At 73.1% G+C, this 24,129-nt stretch carries 21 protein-coding genes and 3 pseudogenes; 8 read left to right on the top strand and 16 right to left on the bottom strand.

The annotated features are described in order from the left end of the window. Positions 1 to 80: 80 nt before the first annotated feature. Together ACIRRH_RS29535 and ACIRRH_RS29530 are read right to left on the bottom strand one after the other, a co-directional pair. Positions 81 to 940 (bottom strand): annotated as a pseudogene (locus ACIRRH_RS29535) (MFS transporter); the annotation flags it as partial. Then, positions 934 to 1,107: pseudogene (locus tag ACIRRH_RS29530) on the bottom strand (hypothetical protein); the annotation flags it as partial. The pseudogenes ACIRRH_RS29530 and ACIRRH_RS29535, both read right to left, overlap by 7 nt. Positions 1,108 to 1,299: 192 nt before the next feature. Here ACIRRH_RS29530 and ACIRRH_RS29525 point away from each other — a divergent pair. Continuing rightward, positions 1,300 to 2,421 (top strand): annotated as a pseudogene (locus tag ACIRRH_RS29525) (uroporphyrinogen-III synthase). Between the two features lie 11 nt (positions 2,422 to 2,432). Continuing rightward, complete coding sequence (locus ACIRRH_RS29520) at positions 2,433 to 3,197, top strand: sirohydrochlorin chelatase (RefSeq protein WP_403073456.1); 765 nt, start codon at positions 2,433 to 2,435, stop codon at positions 3,195 to 3,197. Here the strand turns inward: ACIRRH_RS29520 and ACIRRH_RS29515 are convergent. Beyond that, positions 3,115 to 4,017: an alpha/beta fold hydrolase gene (locus tag ACIRRH_RS29515; RefSeq protein WP_403073454.1), complete on the bottom strand. Its 903-nt coding sequence runs from the start codon at positions 4,015 to 4,017 to the stop codon at positions 3,115 to 3,117. The two genes, ACIRRH_RS29520 and ACIRRH_RS29515, sit on opposite strands and share 83 nt — an antisense overlap. A 57-nt stretch (positions 4,018 to 4,074) precedes the next feature. Between ACIRRH_RS29515 and ACIRRH_RS29510 the strand changes: the two genes are divergently transcribed. Beyond that, positions 4,075 to 4,677, top strand: coding sequence for a TetR/AcrR family transcriptional regulator (locus ACIRRH_RS29510; RefSeq protein ID WP_403073452.1), 603 nt, complete (start codon positions 4,075 to 4,077; stop codon positions 4,675 to 4,677). 72 nt (positions 4,678 to 4,749) lie between these two features. On the opposite strand, the gene ACIRRH_RS29505 is transcribed toward ACIRRH_RS29510, so the two are convergent. The 5 genes from ACIRRH_RS29505 to ACIRRH_RS29485 all read right to left on the bottom strand — a co-directional run bounded on the left by ACIRRH_RS29505 (position 4,750) and on the right by ACIRRH_RS29485 (position 10,265). Next, positions 4,750 to 5,682: a ferritin-like protein gene (locus tag ACIRRH_RS29505; RefSeq protein WP_403073450.1), complete on the bottom strand. Its 933-nt coding sequence runs from the start codon at positions 5,680 to 5,682 to the stop codon at positions 4,750 to 4,752. A 31-nt stretch (positions 5,683 to 5,713) separates the two neighbouring features. Continuing rightward, positions 5,714 to 6,262, bottom strand: a complete 549-nt coding sequence (locus ACIRRH_RS29500) for a gluconate 2-dehydrogenase subunit 3 family protein (RefSeq protein WP_403073448.1) — start codon at positions 6,260 to 6,262, stop codon at positions 5,714 to 5,716. A 69-nt stretch (positions 6,263 to 6,331) separates the two neighbouring features. Then, positions 6,332 to 8,074, bottom strand: coding sequence for a GMC oxidoreductase (locus tag ACIRRH_RS29495; protein WP_403073446.1), 1,743 nt, complete (start codon positions 8,072 to 8,074; stop codon positions 6,332 to 6,334). A 104-nt stretch (positions 8,075 to 8,178) separates the two neighbouring features. Next, complete coding sequence (locus ACIRRH_RS29490) at positions 8,179 to 9,096, bottom strand: phosphorothioated DNA-binding restriction endonuclease (protein WP_403073444.1); 918 nt, start codon at positions 9,094 to 9,096, stop codon at positions 8,179 to 8,181. Between the two features lie 68 nt (positions 9,097 to 9,164). After that, a complete protein-coding gene (locus tag ACIRRH_RS29485) occupies positions 9,165 to 10,265 on the bottom strand; it encodes a tetratricopeptide repeat protein (RefSeq protein WP_403073442.1) in 1,101 nt (366 codons plus the stop codon). A gap of 119 nt (positions 10,266 to 10,384) precedes the next feature. On the opposite strand from ACIRRH_RS29485, the gene ACIRRH_RS29480 reads away from it, so the two are divergent. Continuing rightward, positions 10,385 to 10,516 carry a hypothetical protein gene (locus ACIRRH_RS29480; RefSeq protein WP_403073440.1) on the top strand — a complete coding sequence of 44 codons (132 nt, stop codon included), beginning with the start codon at positions 10,385 to 10,387 and terminating at the stop codon, positions 10,514 to 10,516. Positions 10,517 to 10,557: 41 nt separating this feature from the next. On the opposite strand, the gene ACIRRH_RS29475 is transcribed toward ACIRRH_RS29480, so the two are convergent. Further along, on the bottom strand, positions 10,558 to 12,159 hold the full coding sequence (locus tag ACIRRH_RS29475; protein WP_403073438.1) for a purple acid phosphatase family protein: 1,602 nt from the start codon (positions 12,157 to 12,159) through the stop codon (positions 10,558 to 10,560). Between the two features lie 117 nt (positions 12,160 to 12,276). Beyond that, the gene (locus ACIRRH_RS29470) at positions 12,277 to 13,578 is read right to left on the bottom strand and encodes an MFS transporter (RefSeq protein ID WP_403073436.1); all 1,302 of its coding nucleotides are present in this window, start codon (positions 13,576 to 13,578) and stop codon (positions 12,277 to 12,279) included. 187 nt (positions 13,579 to 13,765) lie between these two features. Here ACIRRH_RS29470 and ACIRRH_RS29465 point away from each other — a divergent pair, with 187 nt between their 5' ends. Then, a complete protein-coding gene (locus ACIRRH_RS29465; protein ID WP_403073434.1) occupies positions 13,766 to 14,422 on the top strand; it encodes an ArsR/SmtB family transcription factor in 657 nt (218 codons plus the stop codon). 56 nt (positions 14,423 to 14,478) lie between these two features. On the opposite strand, the gene ACIRRH_RS29460 is transcribed toward ACIRRH_RS29465, so the two are convergent. Then, complete coding sequence (locus tag ACIRRH_RS29460) at positions 14,479 to 15,333, bottom strand: S-methyl-5'-thioadenosine phosphorylase (RefSeq protein WP_403073432.1); 855 nt, start codon at positions 15,331 to 15,333, stop codon at positions 14,479 to 14,481. Positions 15,334 to 15,560: 227 nt separating this feature from the next. On the opposite strand from ACIRRH_RS29460, the gene ACIRRH_RS29455 reads away from it, so the two are divergent. Further along, on the top strand, positions 15,561 to 16,208 hold the full coding sequence (locus tag ACIRRH_RS29455) for a transglycosylase family protein (protein ID WP_403073431.1): 648 nt from the start codon (positions 15,561 to 15,563) through the stop codon (positions 16,206 to 16,208). A 121-nt stretch (positions 16,209 to 16,329) separates the two neighbouring features. On the opposite strand, the gene ACIRRH_RS29450 is transcribed toward ACIRRH_RS29455, so the two are convergent. The 4 genes from ACIRRH_RS29450 to ACIRRH_RS29435 form a co-directional block, all read right to left on the bottom strand. Continuing rightward, a complete protein-coding gene (locus tag ACIRRH_RS29450) occupies positions 16,330 to 18,141 on the bottom strand; it encodes an amino acid transporter (RefSeq protein WP_403073615.1) in 1,812 nt (603 codons plus the stop codon). A gap of 464 nt (positions 18,142 to 18,605) precedes the next feature. Then, complete coding sequence (locus tag ACIRRH_RS29445; RefSeq protein WP_403073429.1) at positions 18,606 to 20,237, bottom strand: multicopper oxidase family protein; 1,632 nt, start codon at positions 20,235 to 20,237, stop codon at positions 18,606 to 18,608. A gap of 147 nt (positions 20,238 to 20,384) precedes the next feature. After that, a complete protein-coding gene (locus ACIRRH_RS29440; RefSeq protein WP_403073427.1) occupies positions 20,385 to 20,891 on the bottom strand; it encodes a hypothetical protein in 507 nt (168 codons plus the stop codon). 128 nt (positions 20,892 to 21,019) lie between these two features. Then, complete coding sequence (locus ACIRRH_RS29435) at positions 21,020 to 21,547, bottom strand: LysR substrate-binding domain-containing protein (RefSeq protein WP_403073425.1); 528 nt, start codon at positions 21,545 to 21,547, stop codon at positions 21,020 to 21,022. On the opposite strand from ACIRRH_RS29435, the gene ACIRRH_RS29430 reads away from it, so the two are divergent. Next, positions 21,482 to 22,153, top strand: a complete 672-nt coding sequence (locus ACIRRH_RS29430; protein ID WP_403073424.1) for a YncE family protein — start codon at positions 21,482 to 21,484, stop codon at positions 22,151 to 22,153. The two genes, ACIRRH_RS29435 and ACIRRH_RS29430, sit on opposite strands and share 66 nt — an antisense overlap. A gap of 12 nt (positions 22,154 to 22,165) precedes the next feature. Here ACIRRH_RS29430 and ACIRRH_RS29425 read toward each other — a convergent pair whose 3' ends face one another. Then, positions 22,166 to 23,206, bottom strand: a complete 1,041-nt coding sequence (locus ACIRRH_RS29425; protein ID WP_403073422.1) for a VanZ family protein — start codon at positions 23,204 to 23,206, stop codon at positions 22,166 to 22,168. Positions 23,207 to 23,455: 249 nt separating this feature from the next. On the opposite strand from ACIRRH_RS29425, the gene ACIRRH_RS29420 reads away from it, so the two are divergent. Continuing rightward, the gene (locus tag ACIRRH_RS29420) at positions 23,456 to 23,857 is read left to right on the top strand and encodes a YccF domain-containing protein (protein WP_403073420.1); all 402 of its coding nucleotides are present in this window, start codon (positions 23,456 to 23,458) and stop codon (positions 23,855 to 23,857) included. Positions 23,858 to 24,129 lie beyond the last annotated feature (272 nt).

Genomic DNA, 24,129 nt, shown 5'->3' with positions numbered 1-24,129 from the left:
TGCGGCCGACGCTAGCCGCCCGGCCGGGGACCCGCGCGCCGGACCGTCGCGACCGTCACGCCGACAGCCCAGCGCCCCCGTCACCGCCGCCGGAGCCAGACCGCCCAGGTCAGCGCCGAGCAGCCCGCGTACGCCAGCAGGAACCCCGCGTACGCCGCGTCCCCGTTCCCGCCGGCCAGGAAGGACTGCCGGAAAGCCAGGTTCACCAGCACCCCGCCGAACGCCCCGACCGCGCCCGCGAGCCCGATCAGCGCCGAGGACCGGCGACGGGAGTCGGCCTCGGTGGCAGCCGGGTCGGCCCCCGCCGCGACGGCCGCCCGGGCCACGGCCTGGTAGTGCGCCGGGATCATCTTGTATGTCGAGCCGTTGCCGATCCCGCTGAGCACGAACAGGGCGACGAACCCGGCCAGGAACAGCGGCAGTGAGCCCGCCCGCGAGGCGGCGAGCACCACCGCCGTGCCGGCGCCCATGGCGGCGAAGGTGCCCAGGGTCACCCGCGCACCGCCGTACCGGTCGGCGAGCCGTCCGCCGACCGGCCGCAGCAGCGAGCCGAGCAGCGGCCCGAGGAAGGTGAGCGCGGCCGCCTTGACCGGGGTGTCGAAGCGCTCGTGGAACTGCACCTGGAGCACCTGCCCGAAGGCGAAGCCGAAGCCGATGAAGGAGCCGAAGGTGCCGATGTAGAGGGTGGAGACGGCCCAGCCGTACGGATCGCCGGCGACGTCGCGCAGCGCCCGCCCCTCCCCCGAACCCGCCGAACTTCCGGACCGCAGCGGCAGGTTGTCCATCCGCCACCACGCCCCTGCCGCCGCCAGCAGGATCAGCGGCAGGTAGAACAGCGGATCAGCCGGGGGTGGGCGGCGCCGGCGGTGGCCGGCACCAGCAGGCCGAGCAGCTGCACCGCGGGCACGCCCAGGTTGCCGCCGCCCGCGTTGACGCCGAGCGGCCCTTGCCGCACAGGGCGCCGCGGTTCACCGGGAAGTCGGGGCGCTCCAGCACCTCGGCGGGCAGGTCCACCCCCGGCGCCAGCCGCATCCCGCACTGCAGCGCACAGTACGGGCAGTGCGTGTCGGTGGCGGCCAGGGCGGCACTGGGGCTGATCGGCGTCATGCCCTGAACGCTCGCCGCCCGCTGTTTCACGAGCGGGTCGCCGATGTTGCGTGCGCGGTACACCTCGCTCACACCGCCCGCGCCGCACCGTGCACGGCCGGACATCTGCCGTAACCGCAGCGGCACTTTCGCTAACCGGCAGGTGACGGCCGGGCAATGCTCCCGTAACACGCGCGGCGGAGGCTGGCCGGCATGGCAACCCTCACCCAGCCGGGGCCGCTCACCGGCTACACCGTCGGCGTCACCGCCGCGCGCCGCCGCGAGGAGCTGACCGCACTGCTCGCCCGGCGCGGCGCCGAGGTGGTCGAGGCCCCGGTGCTGCGCATCCTGCCGCTCGCCGACGACCTCGCCCTGCGGGAGGCCACCGACCGCTGCCTGGCCGCCCCGCTCGACTACGTGGTGGCCACCACCGGGGTCGGCTGGCGCGGCTGGATGAGCGCCGCCGAGGGCTGGGGCCGGGGCGCCGCACTCGCGCAGGCCTGCCGCGGCGCGGTGGTGCTCAGCCGCGGCCCCAAGGCGACCGGGGCGGTGCGGGCCAGCGGACTGGACGAGGGCTGGTCCCCGCCACCGAGGCCACCGACGAACTGCTCACCTGGCTGCTCGCCCGCCCGCTGGCCGGGCGGCGGATCGCCGTCCAGGAGCACGGGGTCCGGCTGGACGCCTTCGCGGTGGCGCTGCGCGAACGGGGAGCCGAGGTGATCTCCGTCCCGGTGTACCGCTGGGCGCCGCCGGAGGATCCGGGAGCCGTGCACCGCCTGCTCGACCGGACCGTACGGCGCCAGGTGCACGCACTCACCTTCACCAGCGCCCCCGCGATCACCGCCCTGCTCGCCACCGCGGAGCGCGAGGGCCTGCGCGAGGCGCTGCTCGACGCCCTGCGCGCGGACGTCCTGCCGGTCTGCGTCGGCGCGCTCTGCGCACGCCCGCTCACCGAACTCGGCCTGCCCGCCGTCCACCCCGAGCGCGGGCCGGCTCGGTGCCCTCGTCCGGCTGCTCGCGGACACCCTGCCGGGCCGCTCGCGGCGCGAAGTCCCCTTGCCGGGACTGCTGTTGACCCTCCAGGGGAACGTCGCCCTGGTGGACGGCGAGAGCCACCGGCTCAGCCCGCGCGGCGCCGCCGTCCTGCGGGCGCTCGCCGAACGGCCCGGCCGGGTGCTCAGCCGCGCCGAACTCCTGCGCGCCGCCTGGCCGGACGCGAGCGCCGACGAACACGCGGTGGAGGCGGCGGTCGGCCGGCTGCGGGCCGCGCTGGGGCCGCACGCGGGGCTGATCCGGACCGTCCCCAAGCGCGGCTACCGACTGGCGGCGGGCTGATGCTGCTCGCCGTGGCACACGGGAGCCGCGACGAAGCGGCGAGCACGTCGATTCGCGCCCTGGTGAGGGCCGTCCGCCTGCTGCGGCCCGAACATCCTGTCAGCTGCTGTTTCCTGGACTTCACCCGCCCGTCGCTCGCCCACGCGCTCCACCGGTTCGCCGACCAGCGCCCGGTCCTGGTGCCGCTGTTCCTCGGCACCGGCTATCACCTGCGCGTCGACCTCCCCGCCGCCCTTGCCGCCGCCGGCATCCCGCTCGCCCACCTCGCGCCCGCCCTCGGGCCGCACCCCCTGCTCGCCGAAGCCCTCGCCGACCGCCTCGCCGAGAGCGGCGCCCCGCCGCACGCCCCCGTGGTGCTGGCCGGCGCCGGCTCCTCCGACCCTGCGGCGCTCGCCGACACCGCCCGGATGGCCCGCCTCCTCGCCACCCGCCTCGGCCGCCCGGTCACCCCTGCCCACCTGTCCGCCGCCGCACCCACTCCGCACCAGGCGGTCGCCGGCCTCCGGGCCGCCGGCCACCCCGGGATCGCCCTCGCCACCTACCTCCTCTCCCCCGGCTTCTTCGCCCGCCGCACGGCCGCCACCCCGGCCACCTGGGCCGGCGCCCCGCTGGGCCCCCACCCGGCCGTCGCCCGGCTGGTGCTCCACCGCTACGACGAGGCCCGGCAGGCGTCAGGGTTCGCACGCAGCTCGCCTACGCCACCCGCCGCTCCTGCCCGGCATCGCCGACGAAGCCCAGCAACCGCTCGTTCACCACCTCCGGCCGCTCCAGGTTGAGTCCGTGCCCGGCCTTCTCGACGATCTCCGCCCGCACACCCGGGATCAGCCGCGTGACCCGCTCCACCACCTGGCGCGGCCGCAGCAGCGCGCTGCGCCGGCCCACCAGGACGAGCGCGGGCAGCCGGATCGACGCCAACTCCTCGTCCGTGAAGGGCCGGGCCGGCGGGCGACTGCTCGGCTTGTAGCTCCGCATCGCGAGCATCAGCGGCGCGATCATCTCGCGCGGCGCACTCAGCGCCGGGTTGGCCAGCAGCCGCCCGGCCGCGGGGCGGAGCGGGCGCGGGGCGAGCATCCCGAACAGGCCGCCGATCATGTGGACGTAGAACCGCGCGGGGACCTTCTCGATCCCGCCCGGGTCGAGCGACGCCACCGAGGCGAGCCGCTCGGGCGCGTGGACGGCCTGGTTGAGGGCCAGCCAGCCACCGTACGAGACCCCGACCAGGTGCACCCGCTCCACTCCGAGGCCGGCCAGCACCTCCCCCAGCCAGGCCGCGTTCTCCTCCGACCCGGCCGCGACGGCGCGCTGCACGCTGCGGCCGGGGTCGTCCAGGGTGTCGATCGCGTAGACCGGATGCCGCTCGCCGAGGGCGGCGATCTGCGGGTACCAGTTGGACGGGTGCCCGGCGTGGCCGTGCAGCAGGACGATCGGTTCGCCGGTCGTCGCACCGTAGCGGTGCACGTGCACGGTCCCGTACGTGGTCTCGACATCGAGCTCCTGGCGCGGACTCGGCCAGAGCTCCATCGCCCGGTCGTACGCCGCAAGGAACTTCGTACGGGCTTCCTCGCTGACGAAGTGCCCGACGCTGGTCCTGGTCATGATCCCTCCCGACTTTGATGGTATGGTTGTACCACAAAAACATCCGGAAGGAACCCGATGCCGAAGCTGGTGGATCACGAGGAGCGGCGGGCCCACATCATCGACGCCCTGCTCCGCTCGGCGGCGAGCAGCGGCCTGCACTCCGTCACCATGCGTTCCGTGGCGATCGAGGCCGGCGTCTCGGTGCGCCTCGTGCAGTACTACTTCGACACCAAGGAACAGTTGCTGCTCGCCGCCATGACCCGCCTGGCCACCCGCATGGGCGAACGGGTCCAGCGGCGCGTGCGCGCGACCGGCGCCACCACCGACCCGCGCGGCATCATCGAGGCGGTGCTGCTGGAGGCCGTCCCCACCGACGAGGAGAGCCGGGCCTTCCACCTCATCTACACCGAGTACGCGGTGCTCTCCGTCACCGACCCGGCGCTCGCCGGGCAGCCGTTCCTGGCGGCACCCAACGAGATGGAGGCCTTCCTGGTCGCCCAGCTCGCCGCCGCCCAGCAGGCCGGGGACGCCGATCCGCAGCTCGACGCCCGACAGGAGGCCGTCGTCCTGCTGGCCGTCTCCGCCGGCCTGGGCCTGAGCGTGCTGCTCGGGCAACGGGCGGCGGAGGAGGCCACCGCCGTCCTGCACTACCACCTGGGCCGGATCTTCCCCGGCTGACGCTACGACCGGACTCCTGCGGTCCGAAGGAAGGCGCTGACTTGATCTTCGACCGTTGCGGCGGGGGCTCGCTCAGGCCGCTCCGTCATCCCACCGGAACTCCGGACGGATTCCCCGAGTGATCAGGTCCCGTCCGAGGATCTGGAGCCGGAACATGGCCGCCACGTTCGGCGGCGCGCCGGACGTCCAGCACGTCTCCAGGTCGACCAGCAGCTTCGACAGGGTGCGGTTGAACTCGGTCGAGGGGTTCGGCCGGGCCTGGGAGGGCGCGAAGTCGTACACCTTTGGCAGGTTGACGGGATCTCCGCTGAAGCTCCACTTGTCGCCGGTCTTGACCAGCCGCTTCTGGACGTAGAGCTCCTTGAACAGGTAGTAGTGCGCGTGGCCGCCCTCCCCCTCCCCCGGCGGCTGATCGGGTGAGCCCTGCGTCCCCTCCCCCTCGCTCTTGATCCGGTCGATCGTGTCGACCGCGTCGGCGACGGTTCTGATCGGCTTCGCGAAGGGCACCTCCACCGCGTGGGCCTTCGGGTCGATCGCCGGCTCCAGCTTCTGGAACGTCTGGATGATCGTGTCGTAGAAGGCGCCGATCGTGGCAGGCGGCCGCCCGGCCAGGAGGGCGACCGGGGGGAACTCCGGGTACTCGATCTGCATGAACACCGCGAGCTGGTCCTTGACCAGCGGCTTCAGATCGACCGGAAGCTCCTGCGGAATGCCGCCGGGCAGCTCGTCGGCCGGATAGGCCGGCAGGAAGTCCGGGTGCGCGATCGACGGCCGGCCGCCGATCGCGGCCAGCAGGTTTCCGGCCAGCGCGAAGTGGTTCATCTCCTGGCTGACGATCCTGTGCAGCACACCCTCGGTGCGGTCCGGGTCCTCCTTGACCGACCACTGCGCACACAGATACGGCGGGATGGTGGCGAATTCCAGCCGCATCGCGAGGTGCAGGGCGCCTTTGAGGTCGTCCAGCGGGAGAACTCCCGCCTCGACGTACTCCCTGATGGTCTTCATGCGCGGAGTGCCCGCGGTCACCGGATTCACGCTACAGCCCCAACTTCCTGAGTTCGTCGTCGATGATGCGCTGCGCCTCCGGCGGGACGCCCGGAAAGGCGAGCAGCGGCACGTTCCCGGGGTAACCGATCGCCTCGAAGCCGATGTCGGAGGTGAAGTAGCCGGCGAGCAGCAGGGACCGGAACCTCGTGAAGAAGCTCCGGTCCGTCGCGGTGGTCGACGCGATCTGGTCGACGATCGTGCGCTGCCGAGTGCCGTCCAGCTCGACGAACCCCGTCCCGAACTGGCGCCGCGCCTCCGCGTCGACCGTGGCGAGGCCGGTCGTGATGACGGTCCTGTGACCCTGCTGCGTCTTGTAGGGAGCGCTCACCCAGTCGTCGAAGAAGTCGGCGATCCCCATCGCACTCGGCGCCGGGTACTCGGCGGTGCCCGGCAGAACGATGTCGGCGAGGCCCGCGACGAGTGCGCGCTCGCGCTCCGAGAGCGTGCGCGGCCAAGGCGTGTGCGGCGTCACGAGGTTGGGATCGGTGCCGTAGCCCTGCGGTGCGGTTCCGACCCCGGCGGCACTGTGCTGGTCCATCTCTTCCTCTCGCTTCCGATGTACCCGTCATCCGGTGGCGCTCGATCGGCTGTCGGGCGCCCGGTGCGGTCAGGTCCCGCCGCTCCTCAGCAGTTCGAGGATGCGGGCCGAACTGCGCGCGGCCAGGGCCAGGATGGTGAGCGTGGGGTTCTTGTCCGGGCTCGACGCGAACGCGGCGCCGTCGACGACGAACAGGTTCCTCACGTCCCAGCACTGGTTGTTGGCGTCGAGCACGGAGTTCTGCGGCGAGGTCCCCATCCGCGCGCCGCCGACCTCGTGGACCGCTCCGCCGCCCTGCGGCATCGCGACGGGACTGTTGTCCGGCGCGCCGCCGAGCAGGGTGAAGACCTTGTTGAAGGTGTCGTGCATGTGCGTGACCTGCCGGACTTCCGGATCTCCCCATTTCCAGTGGAACCGCAGGGCCGGAACTCCCCACTTGTCCTTGACCGTCGGATCGAGCTCGCAGAACGAGTCCTCGTTCGGGATCATCTCGCCTTCGCCGATGAGAGTGACGGCCGTGCCGTATTTCCGCCGGACCTCCGCCCGCAGGGCGTCGCCGTAGGTCGCGCTGCCGTCGTCGATCAGGCTTCCGATGCCGGTGGTCGGCATCCTGCGACCCCCGCGCGGCTCGATGTGGTACCCGCGTGGGAACCCGAGCTGCCCGGCGGCCTGCTCGGGCAGCAGCCACCACGGCACGTAGATGTGCGGGGTGAAGATGCCGTCGTCGTTCAGCACGGGGAGTTTTTCGAGCATCGGAATCTGCGACGAGCGCGAGAACTCGACCGAGTCCATCAGGTACTTGCCGACCAGCCCGTGGCCGTTTCCGATCCCGTTGGGGGACGCGGCGCTTCGCGAATTGAGCAGGATGCGCACCGACGAGCAGGTTCCCGCCGCCAGCACCACCACCCGGCCCGTGACCGAGAACTCGGACCCGGTCACCCGGTCGTTGTAGGTGACCCCGGTGGCCCGCCCGGTCGCGTCGACGTCGACCCGGGACACCATGGCGTTGCACACGACGGTGAGATTGCCGGTGGCGTGGGCGGGGGGAATGAGGACGGTCGTGCTCTGGAAATTGGAGCGGCTGGCGCAGCCGCGGGTGCACTGGGTCGAGTACAGGCACGCCGCGCGGCCGTTCAACGGGCGGGTGAGCACGGCCGCCCGGATCGCCGCCACCTTCATGCCCAGGTGATCGAACGCCCGGCCGAGGACGATCTCGAAGGCGCGCGGGGACGGCGGTGGGAGCTGGACGCCGGGCGGGGAATCGGGGGCGTTCTCGATCCCGTGGGGAAGGCCGGTGACGCCGATGAGGCGTTCGGCCTTGTCGTACCACGGCGCCAGGTCGGCGTACTCGATCGGCCAGTCGAAGCCCAGTCCGTCACGGGTCTTCGGCTTGAAGTCGTACGGTCCGAAGCGCAGCGCCACCCGGCCCCAGTGATTGGTGCGGCCGCCCAGCATCCGCGGCCGCCACCAGCTGAACTGGTTCGACTTGTCCGGATTCGGGGGGTCCGCCTGACTGTAGGGCTCGCCCGCGATCTGCGAGCCCCCGTCGACGGTGGCGTCGTAGAAGCCCTGCGGCTTGTCCGGCGTCGAGGCCGCCCGCAGCGGAGCGTCCTGCGGCGTGTTGAACATCGGCGTCTCGGTCCCGGGATCGTAGTCCCGGCCTGCTTCCAGCATCAGGACGCGAGCGCCCGCCGCACAGAGCTCGTGCGCCGCCATTCCACCGGCAGCCCCGGAGCCGACGATGATGACGTCGAACGCCTGGATATCGGACAAGATCCCACTCTTTTCACCGGATATCGCCGCGCGATACACAACCGTCACTGTCAGTGATCAGATCGTGACAAGTCTCGCAGAGGCTGCGACGAACCGCGACCGGTGGATCCAGGAGTGATCGTCGACCGACCGGAAGAGCCCGCCTACGCGAACTGTGACTGGTGCGCCGGTTCGCGGGGAACGCCGTGGAACACCTGCCGCGCATGCCACTCCCGGTGCCGGTTCGCGACCGGCGGCCGGCCCGGCTGCGGGCCGATGACCGGGCGTCCGGACAGCGCGAGCACGTGCCGGCGGCTGGCTTCGCTACGGCCGACGAAGCGGTCGGAGACCAGGATGCGGCGGCCCTCCCCCAGCCCCAGCACGCCCTTGTCGAAGAGCTTGTGGTGCAGCGAGCACAGGCACAGGCCGTTGTCGACCTCGTCCGGCCCGTCGTGCGACCACCAGCGCACGTGCGCGGCCTCCAGTCCGACCGTGCTCGCCCCGAGCGCTCCGTCGTAGCCGCAGAACGCGCACCGGAACTCGTAGGCGGTGAGTATCAGTTCACGCATCCGCCGGTCCCGCTGCCGCCGGGCCGCGGTGTCGGCCCCTCGCACGATGCCGGCCTCGGCCTGCTCCAGGTCGAGGCCGACCGCCTCGCAGAGGTCGGCGTGCAGGGACGTCGGGAAGTGTGCGTCCAGCAGGACCCTGGCCATCCGCCCCAGCAGCGCCGGCTCCTCGAAGAGCGCCGTCCGCAGCTCGGGCGCGAGCCTGCCGGTGGCCCCGCTCGACCGGAGAAGCCCGACCCCGCTGCCCGGACTCCCCGGCCCCTCCTTCGTCCGGACCTCCCACACCCCGTCGCTGACCAGGTGGTGGAACGGGTACGCGGGAGTCGTGGCGTGCGACGGCCCGTACTCGGCGAGCAGCCCCTTCAGCTCCTTCTCGACTGCGCTGTACGGCAGTTCGCGGTCCGCGTCCTGCTGGTAGCTGCCGAGGGCGTAGAGCAGCAGCAGCGGCTTGTGGGGCGCGCGAACGCCGTTGTTCGTCCAGCGCCTCAGCCGCGCCACCCGATCGAGCCAGTCCATGCCGGCCAGCGTAGTTCGCGGGACGGCGCCGGGATCGCCCCCGACGGCCGAACCGCCCCGAGTCGCCGTCAGCCCTCGCTCAGCGCGTCGTACTGGGCCAGGAGTTCGGCCCTCTCGGCCTGGTCCGGCGCGAGCTCCAGGGCCGCCGCGAGGTGCCGCCGTGCCCGTCCGTCCCCGATGATCCCGTAGGCCGTCATCAGGGCGCCGTGCGCGTAGAAGTCGAGCCCGTCGGTGGCGGCGAGGCCTTCGGCCAGCCACAGCGCCTCGGCCACGTTTCCGAGACCGGCCTCCGCCTGCACCAGGCAGCGCTGGATGTCCGGGTTGTTCGGAGCCGTCCGGTAGTCCGACCGGAGGTCCCGGAGGGCGCCGTGGGCGTCAGCTGTCTCGGAGGAGGCGATCGCGAGCAGCCGGTCCGGGTTCGGAGCGACGGCGGGCGGGACCGACCGCCAGTGGTCCAGGTGTTCGGATCCGGGGGCGACCCGCTCCAGCGCCGACAGCGCGGCGTGCCACTGCGCCTCGGCTCCCGCGTGGTGGCTCGCCGCCGCGAGGAGTTCCAGCACCTGCTCGTGATCGCCGTCGAGGTGGTGGGCCCGCTCCAGGACGCTCACGACGTCCGGCCAGTCCACGCCGCTGCGCGGGACCGTGGCCAGCTGGTACAGCACCTTCGCCAGGGCGAGGTACTGGGTCGTGTCGGCGGCCCCGTCGGAGGTCAGCAGGGTGAAGACGTCGGCCTGCTGCCGCAGGAGGTCCACGGTGTCCTCGTGCCACAGCAACCAGGCCCGGACGTCGGCGAGTTGCCGGACGGCCGCGGGCCACCCGGGGTGGGCCGCGAGGACGCGCTCCAGTTCCCGTGACGCCCGGTCCGCACTGCCGATCCGGGCGTAGGCGTAGGCGAGGTCGCACCGCACGCCCGGTTCCTCCGGCTCCAGGAACACCAGGAACTCCAGCAGCGGGACCGCCTCCGCGGGCCGCCCCGCGACCAGGTAGGCCGACGCCAGCGCGTGCAGGTCCCCCGCCTGCGTGCTCTCGAGCTGGGCCGGCCCCTTCAGGGTGGCCAACCACTCCGCGTCCAAGGTGGTGACGAACCGCTCGTAGCACTCGACGGCCTGGGGATTCGAGTCGGCGCCTTGGTACTGCGGCTCCCAATCGATGGTCGGTTCCCCGCTCACATTCGCCTCCCCGGCCGCCTGTTCCCCTGCGTGGTACCCAGGCCCGTACCGTCTCACCCCGCACTGACAACCGCTCCGCCCGGCGCCCCGCCCCGCTCCCGGACGACCTGCGGGCCGGGTTGCCGGGCGACGAGCCGGCCGAGGGCGAACTGATAGCGGAGGGGCAGGCCGGGCGGCAGATCTTCGTGGTGAAGCGGCTCTTCGGCCAAGGCGGCGGCACCGACGTCTACGTCCGGGCCACCGGCATGTGAAAGGGCCCGCCAAGGCGGCGGGCCCTCAGGGGAACGACGTACTACCGGCTACCGGCGGCCACCTGGTCCCGGGTGTTCTCGTCCTCGCCCTGGTCTTCGTCGGCCCGGCCGTCGCTGCGGTCGCGGTAGAGGGTGAAGCGGTCGTACAGCACCGGCACCGGGAGCGGATCGGCGGCGGTGGCCGGGACGGAGTGGTAGTAGCTGACCGTGATGGTGGTGCGGCCGCCGGGCAGCAGGCCCGGGTCGACGTCGAACACCGCGACGCCGTAGGGGTAGTTGGTGTCCGGGTCGGTGACAGCGGACCAGTGGGCCTTCTCCCTGGCGTCCGGGTCGGCCTTGTACGTGAGGCGCTGGGTGCGGACGGAGGCCTCGCGGACGCCGTCGGCGCCGGCGGGCAGGTAGACGTCGTCGTGGCCGGCGGTGCCGCCGCCGCCCAGGATGAGGTGGACGGTGCCCTGCGAGGTGTCGATCTGCCGCAGGTCGTCGTCGGCGACGGCCGGGGTGAGCAGGCCGCCCGGGGCGGTGCCGCGCACCGGGTGGGTGCGCTCGTAGTCGTGGTCGTGGCCGGCCAGGACGAGGTCGACGCAGTGGCGGTCGAGCAGCGGCAGCAGCTTCTCCCGGATACCCATGTCCCCGCCGTGGCTGGCGGCCGAGGAGGACATCGCGAACTGGTGCAGGTGGACCACGATCCAGTCCACCGAGCGCCCGCCCCGGGCACGCGACAGCAGCCGCTCCAGCCAGCGGAGTTGGGCTCCCTCGCTGTAGCCGCTGATGTAGATGGACTGCCCGGTGGCCGGGTCGATGCTGGCGTCGTCCTCGACCGAGATCTCGTTGCCGTCCAGGCTGACGAAGAGCACCGAGCCGACCTGGAAGCCGTACCAGTTGCCGCAGTGGTCGCGGGTGCCGTTGTCCGGCAGCTCGAAGCGGGTCAGGTAGGAGGCGTAGCCGAGGTCCCCGCCGCCGGCCTCGACCTCGTGGTTGCCGGGCGTGGGCATCCACGGCCGGCTGGCGGCCGACCCGGCCATGTTGTTCATGAACGCGTTCCAGGCCTGCGGCTGGCGCTGCGGGTTGTTGTTGGCGTACGCGAGGTCGCCGTTGAGCAGGTGGAACAGCGGGTTGAACCGCTCGACCTGACGGACCGCCGCCGCGCCGTGGATCGAGGACTTGCTGAACACGTTGTCGCCGGTGCCGAGGTCGCCGAAGCTGGTGAAGCGGAACGCCGCCCGGCCGGGCGCCGGGGCGGTGCGGAAGGTACCGCGGACCGGCTGGGCGCCGTCGTGCAGCACCTCGTAGACGTACGTGGTGTCGGGCCGCAGGCCGCCCAGGCGGGCGTGGTGGGTGAACGTCTCGACCTTGTTGAGGCCGTCCACGTAGCTGCGGCTGCGGGCGGCCACGGTGCGGCCGGCGCCCTCGCGCGGGGTGCCGATCCGCACCCGGGGGCGGTTGACCGAGGCGGCCGTCGCCCAGGAGAGCGTCATCTCGCGGGACGGCTCGTCGCCCCACTGGAGGTGGATCTGTTCCGGGCCGGGGGCGCCGGCCACCGCCGGCTGCGTCCACAGCAGGGTCGAGGCGGGCAGTGCGGCGAGCGCACCGGCCGTCGTAGCCGTCCGAAGGACCGTTCTGCGTGAGGGATGTGCCGCCACTGCCGCCTCCTGGGCTCGGGGAAACGCCCAGGAGGCTCCCAGCCGAACCGCACGGCCGGATCACGTCCGACCGTGCGGAGGACGAACGGAAGGTGAACGCCGGATTGCCGGGAACCCTCAGTGCACGACCTTGTCGCTGATCAGCCGGGCGGCGAGCAGCCCGGAGGCCGCGGTGAGCACGGCCGCCGCCACGATGGTGGCGTTCAGGCCGAGTGCGTCGGCGAGGACTCCGGCGAGCAGGGCGCCGGCCGCGTAGCCGATGTCGCGCCAGAACCGGTAGGTGCCGAGCGCGTTGGCCCGCCGGCTCGGGTGGGCGTGGTCGGAGACGGCGGCGATCAGCGCCGGGTAGACCATCGCGGTGCCGAGCCCGAGCAGCACCGCCGAGACGATGCCGGCCGGCAGCGGCCGGTCGAGCAGTACCAGGGCCAGGCCGAGGCCGGCGGCCTGGACCAGCATGCCGGTGACGATCAGCGGCTTGCGCCCGATCCGATCGGCCAGGTGGCCGGTGGGGATCTGGCCGAGGCCCCACAGCAGCGGGTACAACCCCTTGATCAGGCCGATCGCGGCGAGGCCGAGCCCGTGGTCGGTGAACAGCAGCGGGAAGACGCCCCAGGTGAGGCCGTCGTTGAGGTTGTTCACCAGGCCGGCCTGGCTGGCGCCGCGCAGCGAGCGGTCCCGCCAGGAGGTGTGCGCGAAGGTCTGCCACAGGCCGGGCCCGGTCGCGGGGGCCGCAGCGGCCCCGGGGTGCTGGGCGAGCTCCAGCGCGACGTGCGCCGCCGTGTCGCGGACGGCGAGGGAGAGCGCGAGTCCGGCGACGACGAAGACGACGCCGATCAGCTCGGGCGCCGGCCGCAGCCCGTACGAGGTGGCGAGGTAGCCGGTGAGCAGCGCGGTCACGCCGAGCGAGGCGTAGCCGGCCGCCTCGTTGAGGCCGGTGGCGAGCCCGCGCCGGGCCGGGCCGACCAGGTCGATCTTCATGTTGACGGTCATCGACCAGGTGAGGCCCTGGTTGATGCCGAGCAGCACGTTGGCGGCCACGATCCAGCCCCAGGAGGGCGCCCAGGCCAGGGCGAACGGGACCGGGATGCCGAGTAGCCAGCCCGCGACGAGCAGCTGCTTGCGGCGGAAGCGGGCGGTCAGCGCGCCGGCGGCGATGTTGGTGAGGGCCTTGGTGACGCCGAAGGCAATGATGAAGGAGAAGACGGCGAGGTCGCTGGTGAGGTGGAAGGCCTCGGAGCCGATCAGCGGCACGGTGGTGCGCTCCAGCCCGACCAGGCCGCCGACGGTGGCGGTGACCACGACCAGCAGGGAGAACTGGAGCCGGTTCTCCCGCAGGCCGAGCCGCACCGGGCGGGCGGCCTCGCGCGCCGCCTCGCCCTTGAGCTCGCGGGCGGGTGCGCCGGGGGGCGTGGTGCTCATCGGTCCTCCTGTGATGACGGGTACGGTCTCGCCCGGTTGCAGCGGCCGACACGTTCAACAATATTCCATGGATTTATGGAAGATGGCTCTGAGCTCGGAGGATGCCCGTCGAGGCAGGTCCGGTACGCTATTCCATGGAACCTTGGACAAAGGGCTCCGGAGCATCGGGCAGGAGGACGCAATGGCCATGAGCGAAGCGAAGGCGCAGCTGTACGACGCGTTCGCGGCCAGCGGCAAGGCCCTGGCCAGCGGAAAGCGCCTGGAGCTGCTCGACCTGCTCGCCCAGGGCGAGCGCACCGTGGACGCGCTGGCCAAGGCGGCCGGGCTGAACCTGACCACCGCCTCGGCCCACCTCCAAGCGCTCAAGCAGGCCGGCTTCGTCGCCACCCGGCGCGAGGGCGTCCGCATCCACTACCGGCTCTCCGGCCCGGACGTCGGCGAGTTGCTCGCCCTGCTACGCAGGGTCGCCGAGCGTCACCAGGCCGCGGTACCGCCCGCACTGGACGCCTACCTGGGCGAGGACGGCGCGCAGGAGGTCGGCAACGAGGAGCTGCGCGCCCGCGCCGAGGCCGGCGAGGTGCTCGTGCTGGACGTGCGCCCGGTGGAGGAGTACCTGGCCGGACACATCCCCGGCGCGCTCTCCATCCCGATCGACGAGCTGGCCGAGCGGCTGGACGAGCTGCCCGCGGACACCGAGGTGGTCGTCTACTGCCGCGGCGAGTACTGCGTGCTGGCCTACGACGCGGTCCGCCTGCTCGCCGCCCACGGACGCCGGGCGGTCCGGCTCGACGACGGCATGCTGGAGTGGCGCCTGGCCGACCTCCCGGTGGCCACCGGAGCCTGAACCACCTTGCCCGGCGGGCCCGTTGAGGCCGACCGGGCACGCTGCCGGACGGCGGCTCAGCCGCCGAGGACGCCCGGCAGGCCGGTGGTGACTCCGTCCAGGACGTGCGAGCAGACGCAGTCCCGCTCGGCGGGCAGGCTCTCCAACGCCTTGAACAGCACCGCGCGCAGCCGGTCGACGTTCCCCGCGGAGACCTCCAGCACCTCCGCGTGGGTGACCCCGTCCCCGTTCCCCACCCCCGCGTCGTGGTCCGTCACCAGCGCCAACGACGTGTAGCAGAGCCCGAGTTCACGCGCCAGCACGGCCTCCGGGTGCCCGGTCATGCCGACCGCCGACCAGCCGTTGGCGGAGAACCAGCGGGACTCGGCGCGGGTCGAGAAGCGCGGCCCCTCGATCACCACCAGGGTGCCGCCGTCCACCGGCTCCCAGGCCGTGTCGCGGGCCGCTGCCAGGGCCGCCCGCCGCCCGGCCGGGCAGTACGGGTCGGCCATCGAGACGTGCACCACCCCGGGAACGGAGCCGTCCGGCCGCGGCCGCCCGTCGTAGAAGGTCTGCTCCCGGCCCGACGTCCGGTCCACGAACTGGTCCGGCACCAGCAGCGCGCCCGGCCCGTACTCCGGCCGCAGCCCGCCCACCGCGCACGGCCCGAACACCTGCCGCACGCCCAGCGCGTGCAACGCCCAGAGGTTGGCCCGGTAGTTGATCCGGTGCGGCGGCAGACCGTGGCCACGCCCGTGCCGGGGCAGGAAGGCGACCCGGCGGCCGGCCACCTCGCCCAGGAACAGCGCGTCGCTCGGAGGCCCGTATGGCGTGTCGACCCGGACCTCGGTCACCTCGTCCAGCAGCGCGTAGAGCCCCGAGCCGCCGATCACGCCCAACTCGGCCCGTGCGACGCCCTGATCGACCGTCATCGTTCGCACCCTTCTTCGAGAGACGTGGCCACTGTAGAGCAGCGGGTGACAGCGGCGGGTCACGAGGAGTACTGCCGATCGGCCGCGGGCCACCGGGGTGGTCCCGGGCCGCCGTGCGGGTGACCTGTCGGACGTGTCGGACGCGGAACTCGCCGTCCGGTGTGCGTCGGTGGAAGTGCGCCGTCCACGGGCGGCGCCCGTCCTGTCCCCCAGCCCGAGAGCCGCCGATGCCTGCCACCGATCGTCTGCGCCACATCGTCCCGACCGCGCTCTGCGCCCTCTCCGTGGCCCTCGCCGCCCCCGCGGCCCACGCCGCGCCACCGGGCCGCGGCAGCGGGTCCGACCCCGGAAGGGCGAGCGGCGGCTCGTACGACTGGGACCGCGTGGCGGCCTGCGAGAGCAACGGCAACTGGCGCGTCAACAGCGGCAACGGCTACTACGGCGGCCTCCAGTTCGACCAGTCCACCTGGCGGGCGAACGGCGGCCTCGCCTACGCCCCGCGCGCCGACCTCGCCACCCGTGAGCAGCAGATCGCCGTCGCCCAGCACCTCGCCGAGCGCCGCGGTCTCTCTCCCTGGCCGGTCTGCGGCGCCCGCACCGCCCGCGGCAAGGGCCGCGAGGCCGTCCTGCCGCCCCCGGCGGCCGCCCCCGTGGCCCCCGAGCCGGCTCGGGCCGCCCCCGTGGCCTCCGAGCCGGCCCGGACCGGGCCGGAGGCCGGCACCTGGACCGTCCGCGACAACGACACCCTCTCCGACCTCGCCGAGCGCCTGCACGTCCCCGGCGGCTGGCCCGCGCTCTACGACCTCAACCGCGCCGCCGTCGGCGAGGACCCGGACCTCATCCAGCCCGGCCTGGTCCTCGACCTCCCCTCCTGACCCCACCGACCCGCCGCCCGCGCCCGCCCCGGCGCGGGCGGCGCTCCGTCGTTCCCGCCGGACACACCGACGGCCCGCCCGCTCAAGGGGAGCGGACGGGCCGTGGGCGGCCGGGCGGCGGTCAGCCGACGTGGACGCGCGGGCGGCGCGAGCGGTCCGGCTCGGCCTCGCGCAGCACCTCGCGGGTGACCGGTGCGACCTCGCCCTGCCCGAACAGGAAGAACCGCAGGAACTGGGCGAAGGGGCTGCCCTCGGTCCACTCGAAGTAGAGGTGCGGCTGCTGCCCGGTGCGGTCCCGGATGTTCAGCGCCAGCGCGGCGAGCGCGTTCGGGATGCTGGAGCTCTCCAGGGTGAGCACCCGGTAGCGGCCGTGCAGCACCTCGCCGCGCACGGTCAGCTCGGCCTCGAAGTCGGAGGCGTCGCGGACGGTCACCTCGACGAAGACCAGGTCGTCCTCGCCGGGGATGTCGTTGTCCGCGCGGATCTGGCGGATCTTGTCGCGGTACTCGGCGACGTCGCGGTGGCTCGGCTCGTTGGCGATCAGCCGCAGCGGGCGGTGCGCGTAGTCCCTGATGAAACGTTCCGCCACATCGTCCAGGGCCACGCTGGTGACGCGCAGCTCGAAGGCGCGGCGCAGCCGGGACAGCAGCGAGACCAGGATGATCCCGGCGATGAAGCAGGCACCGATCTTCAGACCGTCCGGCCGCTCCACCACGTTCAGCACGGTGGTGTAGAGGAAGATCGCCGCGATGACCGCGAAGGCGACGGTCCAGCCGCGCTCGCGCTTCTTGTACGCGGCGATGGTCACCGCGATGGCGGCGGAGCTGATCAGCACCAGCACACCGGTCGCGTACGCGCCGCCCTGGGCGTCCACGTTGGCGTCGAAGATCCAGGTGACCAGGAAGCCGACCAGGGTCAGCACGATCACCATCGGCCGCACCGCGCGGGCCCAGTGCGGGGCCATGCCGTAGCGCGGCAGGTAGCGGGGCAGCAGGTTGAGCATGCCCGCCATGGCGGAGGCACCGGCGAACCAGAGGATCGCGATGGTGGAGAGGTCGTAGACACTGCCGAAGGCGCCCCCCAGGTACTCGTGCGCCAGGTAGGCCAGGGCGCGGCCGTTGGCGTCGCCGCCGGCCTTGAACTGGTCGGCCGGGATGAGCAGCGTGGTGATGAAGCTGGTGGTGATCAGGAAGACGCTCATGATCACGGCGGCGGTGGTCAGCAGCTTGCGGGTGCCGCGGATCCGGCCGGCCGGGTTCGCCTCGGTGTCGTCGGGGTCGCCCTTGATGTGCGGCATCACGGCGACGCCGGTCTCGAAGCCGGACAGGCCGAGCGCCAGCTTCGGGAAGGTCACCAGGGCCACGCCGACCATGACGATCGGATTGCCGTGCTGGACGGTCAGCGCGTCCGTCCAGTCGGTGACCACGTGCGGCGCCTCGATGATCTTCCAGAGGCCGACGGCCACCACGACCACGTTCAGCACCAGGTACGTCCCGACCAGGAACACCGCCAGGCCGATCGCCTCGCTGAAGCCCTTGAGGAAGACCGCGCCGAGCAGGGCCACCAGGATCAGCGTGATCAGCACCTGCTTGCCGCCGAGGAAGCCGGTCAGGTGCGGGTTCTCCACCAGGTGCGCGCTCGCGTCGGCGGCGGACAGCGTGATGGTGATCAGGAAGTCCGTGGCCGCGAAGCCGAGCAGCGCGAGGACGAACAGCTTGCCCTTCCAGAACGACAGCAGCCGCTCCAGCATCGCGATCGAGCCCTCGCCGTGCGGGCTCTCCTTGGCCACCCGCCGGTAGACCGGCAGTGCGCCCAGCAGGGTCACCACCACCAGCACGATGGTCGCGATCGGCGACAGCACGCCCGCGGCGAGGGCGGCGATGCCCGGCTGGTAGCCGAGCGTCGAGAAGTAGTCCAGGCCGGTCAGGCACATCACCCGCCACCAGCGCTGGCCGGCGTGCGCACCGTGCGCGGCGGAGTCCCCCGCCGCCGCGCCCTCCTGCGACGTCTCCGGGGCGCCCTCCGCAGCGGACTGCTGCGCCGGCTTCTCCGCGGTCACGTCCTCCAGCAGCCAGCTGCGGAGGCGTATTCGCGCCGACGGCGCGTCCGACTCCGTCGTCTCCGTCGAACCCGACGAAACCACCTTGCACCTCTTGTTTAAAGACCCCGTAAAACGCCGTCGGGCGACGGCAGATGCGACAGGCTATGCGACCGGCGTTAAGAATCCGCTACCGGCCCGCGTTAAGAAAACGTCATGGCCGCACAGGTCGGCGTCGGCGGCACGACGCCCCGGGTCGGGTGCCGGGAACGGATCGACCCCGAACCGGTGGATCGGTTCGGGGTCCTTCCGGGGGTGAAACCCGTGTCCCTTTCCTCGCGAGGGGGGGGAGCGCGAGGTCAGGCCCGGTAACCGAGGACGGTCATCATGCCCGTCTCCGCGTGGTAGACGTTGTGGCAGTGCACCATCCACAGACCCGGGTTGTCGGCATCGAAGTCGACGGCCAGGGTCGCGCCCGGCAGCACGATCGCGGTGTCCTTGCGCGGGCCGTCGCCGGGCAGCGCGAAGCTGTGGCCGTGCAGGTGGACGGGGTGCCACATGGTGGTGCTGTTGCGGAACTCCAGCCGCACCCGCTCGCCCGCCGCCACCGGGTGGCGCTGCGCCGGGTCGTACCGGCGGCCGTTGAACGCCCAGTCGGCCTTCGCCATCCCGCCGGTGAGTTCCAGCTTCACCGTGCGGTCGGGCGCCTTCGCGGGCAGTCGGACGCCCGGGGCGGCCTTGAGCTGCCCGGCGGTGACCAGCCGGCCGTCCAGCTCGGCCGGGCGGACGGCGGCGTCCGGCGCGGCGCCGCCGCCGCCGGTGCGCAGCACGGCCAGGGCGGTGGCGTTCTTGCCCTCGGCCAGTGCGGTCAGCGGGAAGACGCCGTCCTGGGCGGTGACCAGCACGTCGTAGCGCTCGCCCATGCCGAGCAGCAGCGCCTGGGTGGTGGCCGGTTCGACCGGGAAGCCGTCGGTGTGGGTGACGGTCAGCTCGTGGCCGCCGAGGGCAACCCGGTAGGCGGTGTCGCCGCCCGCGTTGACCAGCCGGATGCGGATCCGGTCGCCGGGCTTGGCGGTGAAGGTCTCGGGCGCGCCGGCGAGCCTGCCGTTGACCAGGTGGAACGGATAGGCGACGTCTCCGGCGTCGCCGCCCAGCAGCGGGCTCCGGGCACCCATCAGCATCCGGCCGGGGCCGGAGGCTCCGGCCCCCGGGGTGCCGCCCGTGTCCGCCCCGGGCATCCCCGGCATGTCGTGGCCCGGCATCCCGGACATGTCGTGCCCGGAGCCGCCCGAGTGGTCCATCCCGCCCATGCCCTTGGCGAGTTCGGCGAGGACGGCGTCCGGGGTGCTGCCGTCGATGCCGTCCACCCAGTCGTCCAGGACGACGACCCACTCCTTGTCGTAGGCCAGCGGCTCCCTGGGGTCCTCGACGATGAGCGGGGCGTACAGGCCGCGGTCCTGCTGGACGCCGGAGTGCGGGTGGAACCAGTACGTGCCCGGGTGGGTGAGTGCGAAGCGGTACTCGAAGGAGGCACCGGGCCTGACGTCGGCCTGGGTCACGCCCGGCACGCCGTCCATGTCGTTGCGCAGCGCGAGGCCGTGCCAGTGCAGTGTGGTGGACTGCGGCAGGTGGTTGGCGAGGGTGACGGCGAGCGTGTCGCCGACGGTGGCACGCACCTCCTGGCCGGGCAGGCGGTCGCCGTAGGCCCAGCTGCGGACGGTGCGGCCGCCGAGGTCGAGGGTGGTCTCGGTGGCGGTGAGCGCGACCTTCCGCTCCGGGCCGGGATTGCGCCGGGCCTCGGCGGCAGCGACCTCGGGGCCGTTCGGGGCGAGGTAGCCGGGCGGGGCGGCGGCCGGGCCGCTCGTGGAGCCGTGGTTCATGGACGCATGGTCCATGCCCTTCATGGAGTCGGAGGAGCAGGCGGTGAGCAGGCCGGTCCCGGCGGCGGCGAGCGCGGCGCCGAGGACGGTACGACGGGTGGGTGTGCGCATGGCGGAGTGCACCTCGTGCGGTGTGTGGGTGTGCAGGACGTCGCGTCGGCCGTTCCGTGCGCGGGCGCTGCGGGGCGCGATCGGGGCACGTGGATGTGCGCGCGGGCGACCCTGAGCGGGCGCGGGCGCGGAACGGCGGGCGCGCGCCTATTGACGCAGCACCGAAAGCCGGGTGAGGAGTGTCCGCCCGCCCCCGGGCGGGGGCAGCGCGCGGACGGCCCGCAGCAGCCGGGCCCGCACCTCGGCGGCGGCGTCGCCGCTGCGGCGCAGCAGCGGGCCGGCGAGGAGCAACAGGGTCCAGCCGGCCAGGACGGCGAGGCAGACCGCCATCGGGTCCATGCCGCCGGGGGCGGTGGGGTCGGCCGCCACCGCGTCGGCGGCGACGGCCGGGCGGTCGGCGTGCACGGGTTCGACGGCCGGGCCGTGCTGCCCGGCGTCCGCCGGCCGCATCGCGGAGTGCTCCACCGAGTGCGTCGCGGAGGCATGCGTCCCCGCTCCCCCGTGCCCATCGGAGCCGCCGTGCCCGCCGGAGCCGTGCCCGCCGCCCGGATGGCCGAGCGTGTGCATGGTCACGATGCCGAGCAGCAGCGCGGCGAACAGCAGCAGACGCGGCGCCCACGGCACCGGCGGACCGAACGGCCGCAACCGCGCCATCCTCCGCCTCCCTCCGCGCCGCCTCCATGTACCCCGGCAGGGTATCCCGGCCCTACGCCGCGAGCCGAGCCGGGGCCGCCCCGTTCACCCTCTCGGCTCCTGCCGTGTCACCGGTGCCCGCGGGCGCCTCAGTCCTCCGCCGCCCCGGCCACCGCCCCGCCCAGCACCGCGGCCGCCACGTGCTCGCGGAACCAGTGGTGACCCGGATCGGCCGAGTTGCGCGGGTGCCAGGCCATCCCCAGCTCCAGCGCGGCGAGGTCGAGCGGGATCGGGAAGGTGCGCAGGCCCAGCGCGGCGATGGTGTCCGGCAGCCAGTCCGCCGGGACGAGGGTGATCAGGTCGCTGTCCCGGGCGAGCAGCATCGCACCGGTGTGGCTGGGCACGACGACCGCCACCCGGCGCCGCAGCCCGAGCCCGGCCAGCGCGGTGTCGATCGGGCCGAGCCGCTTGCCGCGCCGGGAGACGCCGATGTGGTCGGCGCCGGCGAAGCGCCGGGCGGTGATCCGGCGGCCGTCGAACAGCGGATGGCCGCTGCGGGCGAGACCGACCAGCGGGACGCTCAGCAGCCGGCGGGTGCGGACCTCCGGGTCGTGGTCATCGACACCGAGACCCGCCGCCCGCTCGGCCGGATCGACACCGACGCCCCCGGCCCGCACTGGTTCGCCGTCACCCCGGACGGCCGGACGGGCTTCGCCACCAACAAGGAGGCTCCCTTCGTCTCGGTCGTGGACCTCGAACGAGGGGTTCTGACCGCCAAGGTCGAGGTTCCCGGCAGTGAGGGCCTGGCCGTCTCCCCCGACGGCACCCGGGTCTACGCCGCCGGCCCGTACCTCTCCACCTCCGCCGCCCCCGCCGCGGCCCCCGGCATCCGCGTCATCGACGTTCCGACCGCGAGCGTCACGGCCGTCCTCCCCACGGAGTCCCCGGCCCTCCCGGTCCACCTCACCTCGACCGGCAGCCTCCTGGTCGGCGAGGTCCGGTCGGCGCCCGACCCCGGCTCCGCCCTGGGCCACCAACTCCCCGGCCGCCTCACCGTGTTCGCCTCCGAAGACCACCGCCGGCTCGGATCCGTGGAAGTGGGCCTCTTCCCCCTCACCATCACCTCCTCCCCGGACGGCGGCCTCGCCTACGTCGCCGGCGTCGTCTCCTCCACCGTCGACATCATCGACCTGGACACCCTCACCCGCGTCTCCCGCCTGACCATCCCCAAGCTCGCCGCCCCGGGCGCCCACGGCCTGGTCTACCTCCCCCGCCCGGCATGAGCCGCCGGACGGCTACGACGTGACCGTCAGGATGCGGCCGTCGGCGGCCACGGTCAGGTCGACGTGCACCGGCGGCCGCCCCGAGGCCTCACCGTCCCGGCGGTAACTGAGCGTTCGGGAGGAGCTGTTCGGACCGACGGGGGTGACGGTCGGGGTCAGGCCCGCGATCCGGTCGGCGAACCAGGTGTCGGCGAAGGCCGTGCCGGCCGCGACGACCTGCTCCGGGGTGAGGGCGGGCGAGTCGGCAGCGGGGGGTGCGGTGGCGGTGGCGGCGAGCAGGCGGCCGCTGGGCTGCTCGATCCGGAAGTCGCCACGGTCGGTGATGACGTCCATGATCTGCTGGGGCAACCCGGGGTCGGCGCTGGTCGTGGTGGTGGTCACCAGGGTGCGCGGGCCGAACAGGCCCTCCGCCACCCGCTGCGCCGTCACGATGTCGTCGGACGGCCGAGCGGCGAAGCCCGGCGCATCCCGGTACGTCCGGACGCCGAAGTGCACCACCAGTCCGACGACGGCCAGCCCGACGACACCCAGCACCAGCCCGTGCACGAGGTCCCGGCGCGCCCGGGGGAAGCCGCGTCGCCGCACGAGCAGCCAGCCGGCGGCGAGGGCCGCCCCCAGCAGCGCGCCGGCCGCGTTGTCGACGAAGTCCGCGCCGTCGCAGGCGCGTCCGGTCCCGAGCAGGGTCTGGACGACCTCGGTGGCACCGGACAGCACGACACAGCCCGCCAGCACGGTGGCCGGCCTGCGGAACAGCAGCACACCGAAGAACACCAACGGAACGTAGAGCGCGACGTTCATCAGCCCCTGCTGCGCCGTCGCGTCGACCCACATGCCGGGCCCGATCGTGCAACTCGGCGGCCCCGAGTACCCGGCGGCCGTCGGCGTCAGCGTCACCGCCAGCTCGCCCGCCAGGCTGAGCCCCCACAGCACGGCCGGCAGCACCGCGACGCCCTTCCGACGGGCCCACCAGGCGGTTGCGGCGGAGAGCAGCAATGCGAGGACGACGAACACGGGCAAGAGGGCGGGAGCGGCCGAGAAGCTTGCTTCGATCATCAGGACGTTTCCGGTCAAGGGCCCGGCAGGGCAGGCCGGTTGGTGGACAGAGGAACGCTACCCCGGCCGCGGCACTGCCCTTCCCGGGCCCGGTGTCGTCCGCATGCGGTGGGCGTCGTCCCGGCCGTGGGCTGGGCAGCGCCCCGGACGGAGCCCGGAGAAACGACCCCTAGGGGGCGTAGACACGTTCGGAGACGGGCATGGCCAGGTCGTAGATGCAAGACCACCAGTCGTGAGAAGGTACCGCCCATGAAGGCGATAAAGTTCATCCTCAATGTCATCTGGCTGATTTTCTGCGGCATTTGGATGGCACTTGCCTACACGCTCGCAGGAATTATCTGCTGCGTGCTCATCATCACGATTCCGTTCGGCATCGCGTCCTTCCGGATCGCCGGGTTCATCCTGTGGCCGTTCGGGCGGACGGCGGTGGAGCGGCCGGACGCCGGGCCGGCGTCCTGCGTGGGGAACGTCATCTGGCTGGTGTTCGCCGGGTGGTGGCTGGCGCTCGGGCACCTGATCACCAGCATCCCGCTGTTCCTGTCGATCATCGGCATCCCCTTCGGGTGGGCCAACCTGAAGATGATCCCGGTCTCGCTGATGCCGCTCGGCCGCGAGATCGTCTCCACCGACCGGGAGTGGGGCACCTACTAGCCGCCACGAACGCTGATGGCCGACGAGGGCAGAGATCCTCGTCGGCCATCAGCGTTTGCGCTGGTCAGGCCCGCGTCGGTGTCAGCCGGAAGCCGAGCGGCGAAAGTGCGCCATGCTGAGCGTCCGCACGCGATCCCGTTGGCGATCGCCTCCACTCCGGTGAGCGCCGCGCACCCGGAGGCGAAGGCCTTGAGCAGCAGGATCCCGGTCAACAAAACCGCGCTTGGCCACGTATCCCCCCTGCGTACAGCCGGTGTTCATGTCGATACCCG

This window comes from Kitasatospora sp. NPDC101235 (genome assembly GCF_044767505.1).
Taxonomy (GTDB): Bacteria; Actinomycetota; Actinomycetes; order Streptomycetales; family Streptomycetaceae; genus Kitasatospora.
Note: the sequence above shows the minus strand (reverse complement) of the source record. Positions and strands in the feature narration are given on the sequence as shown.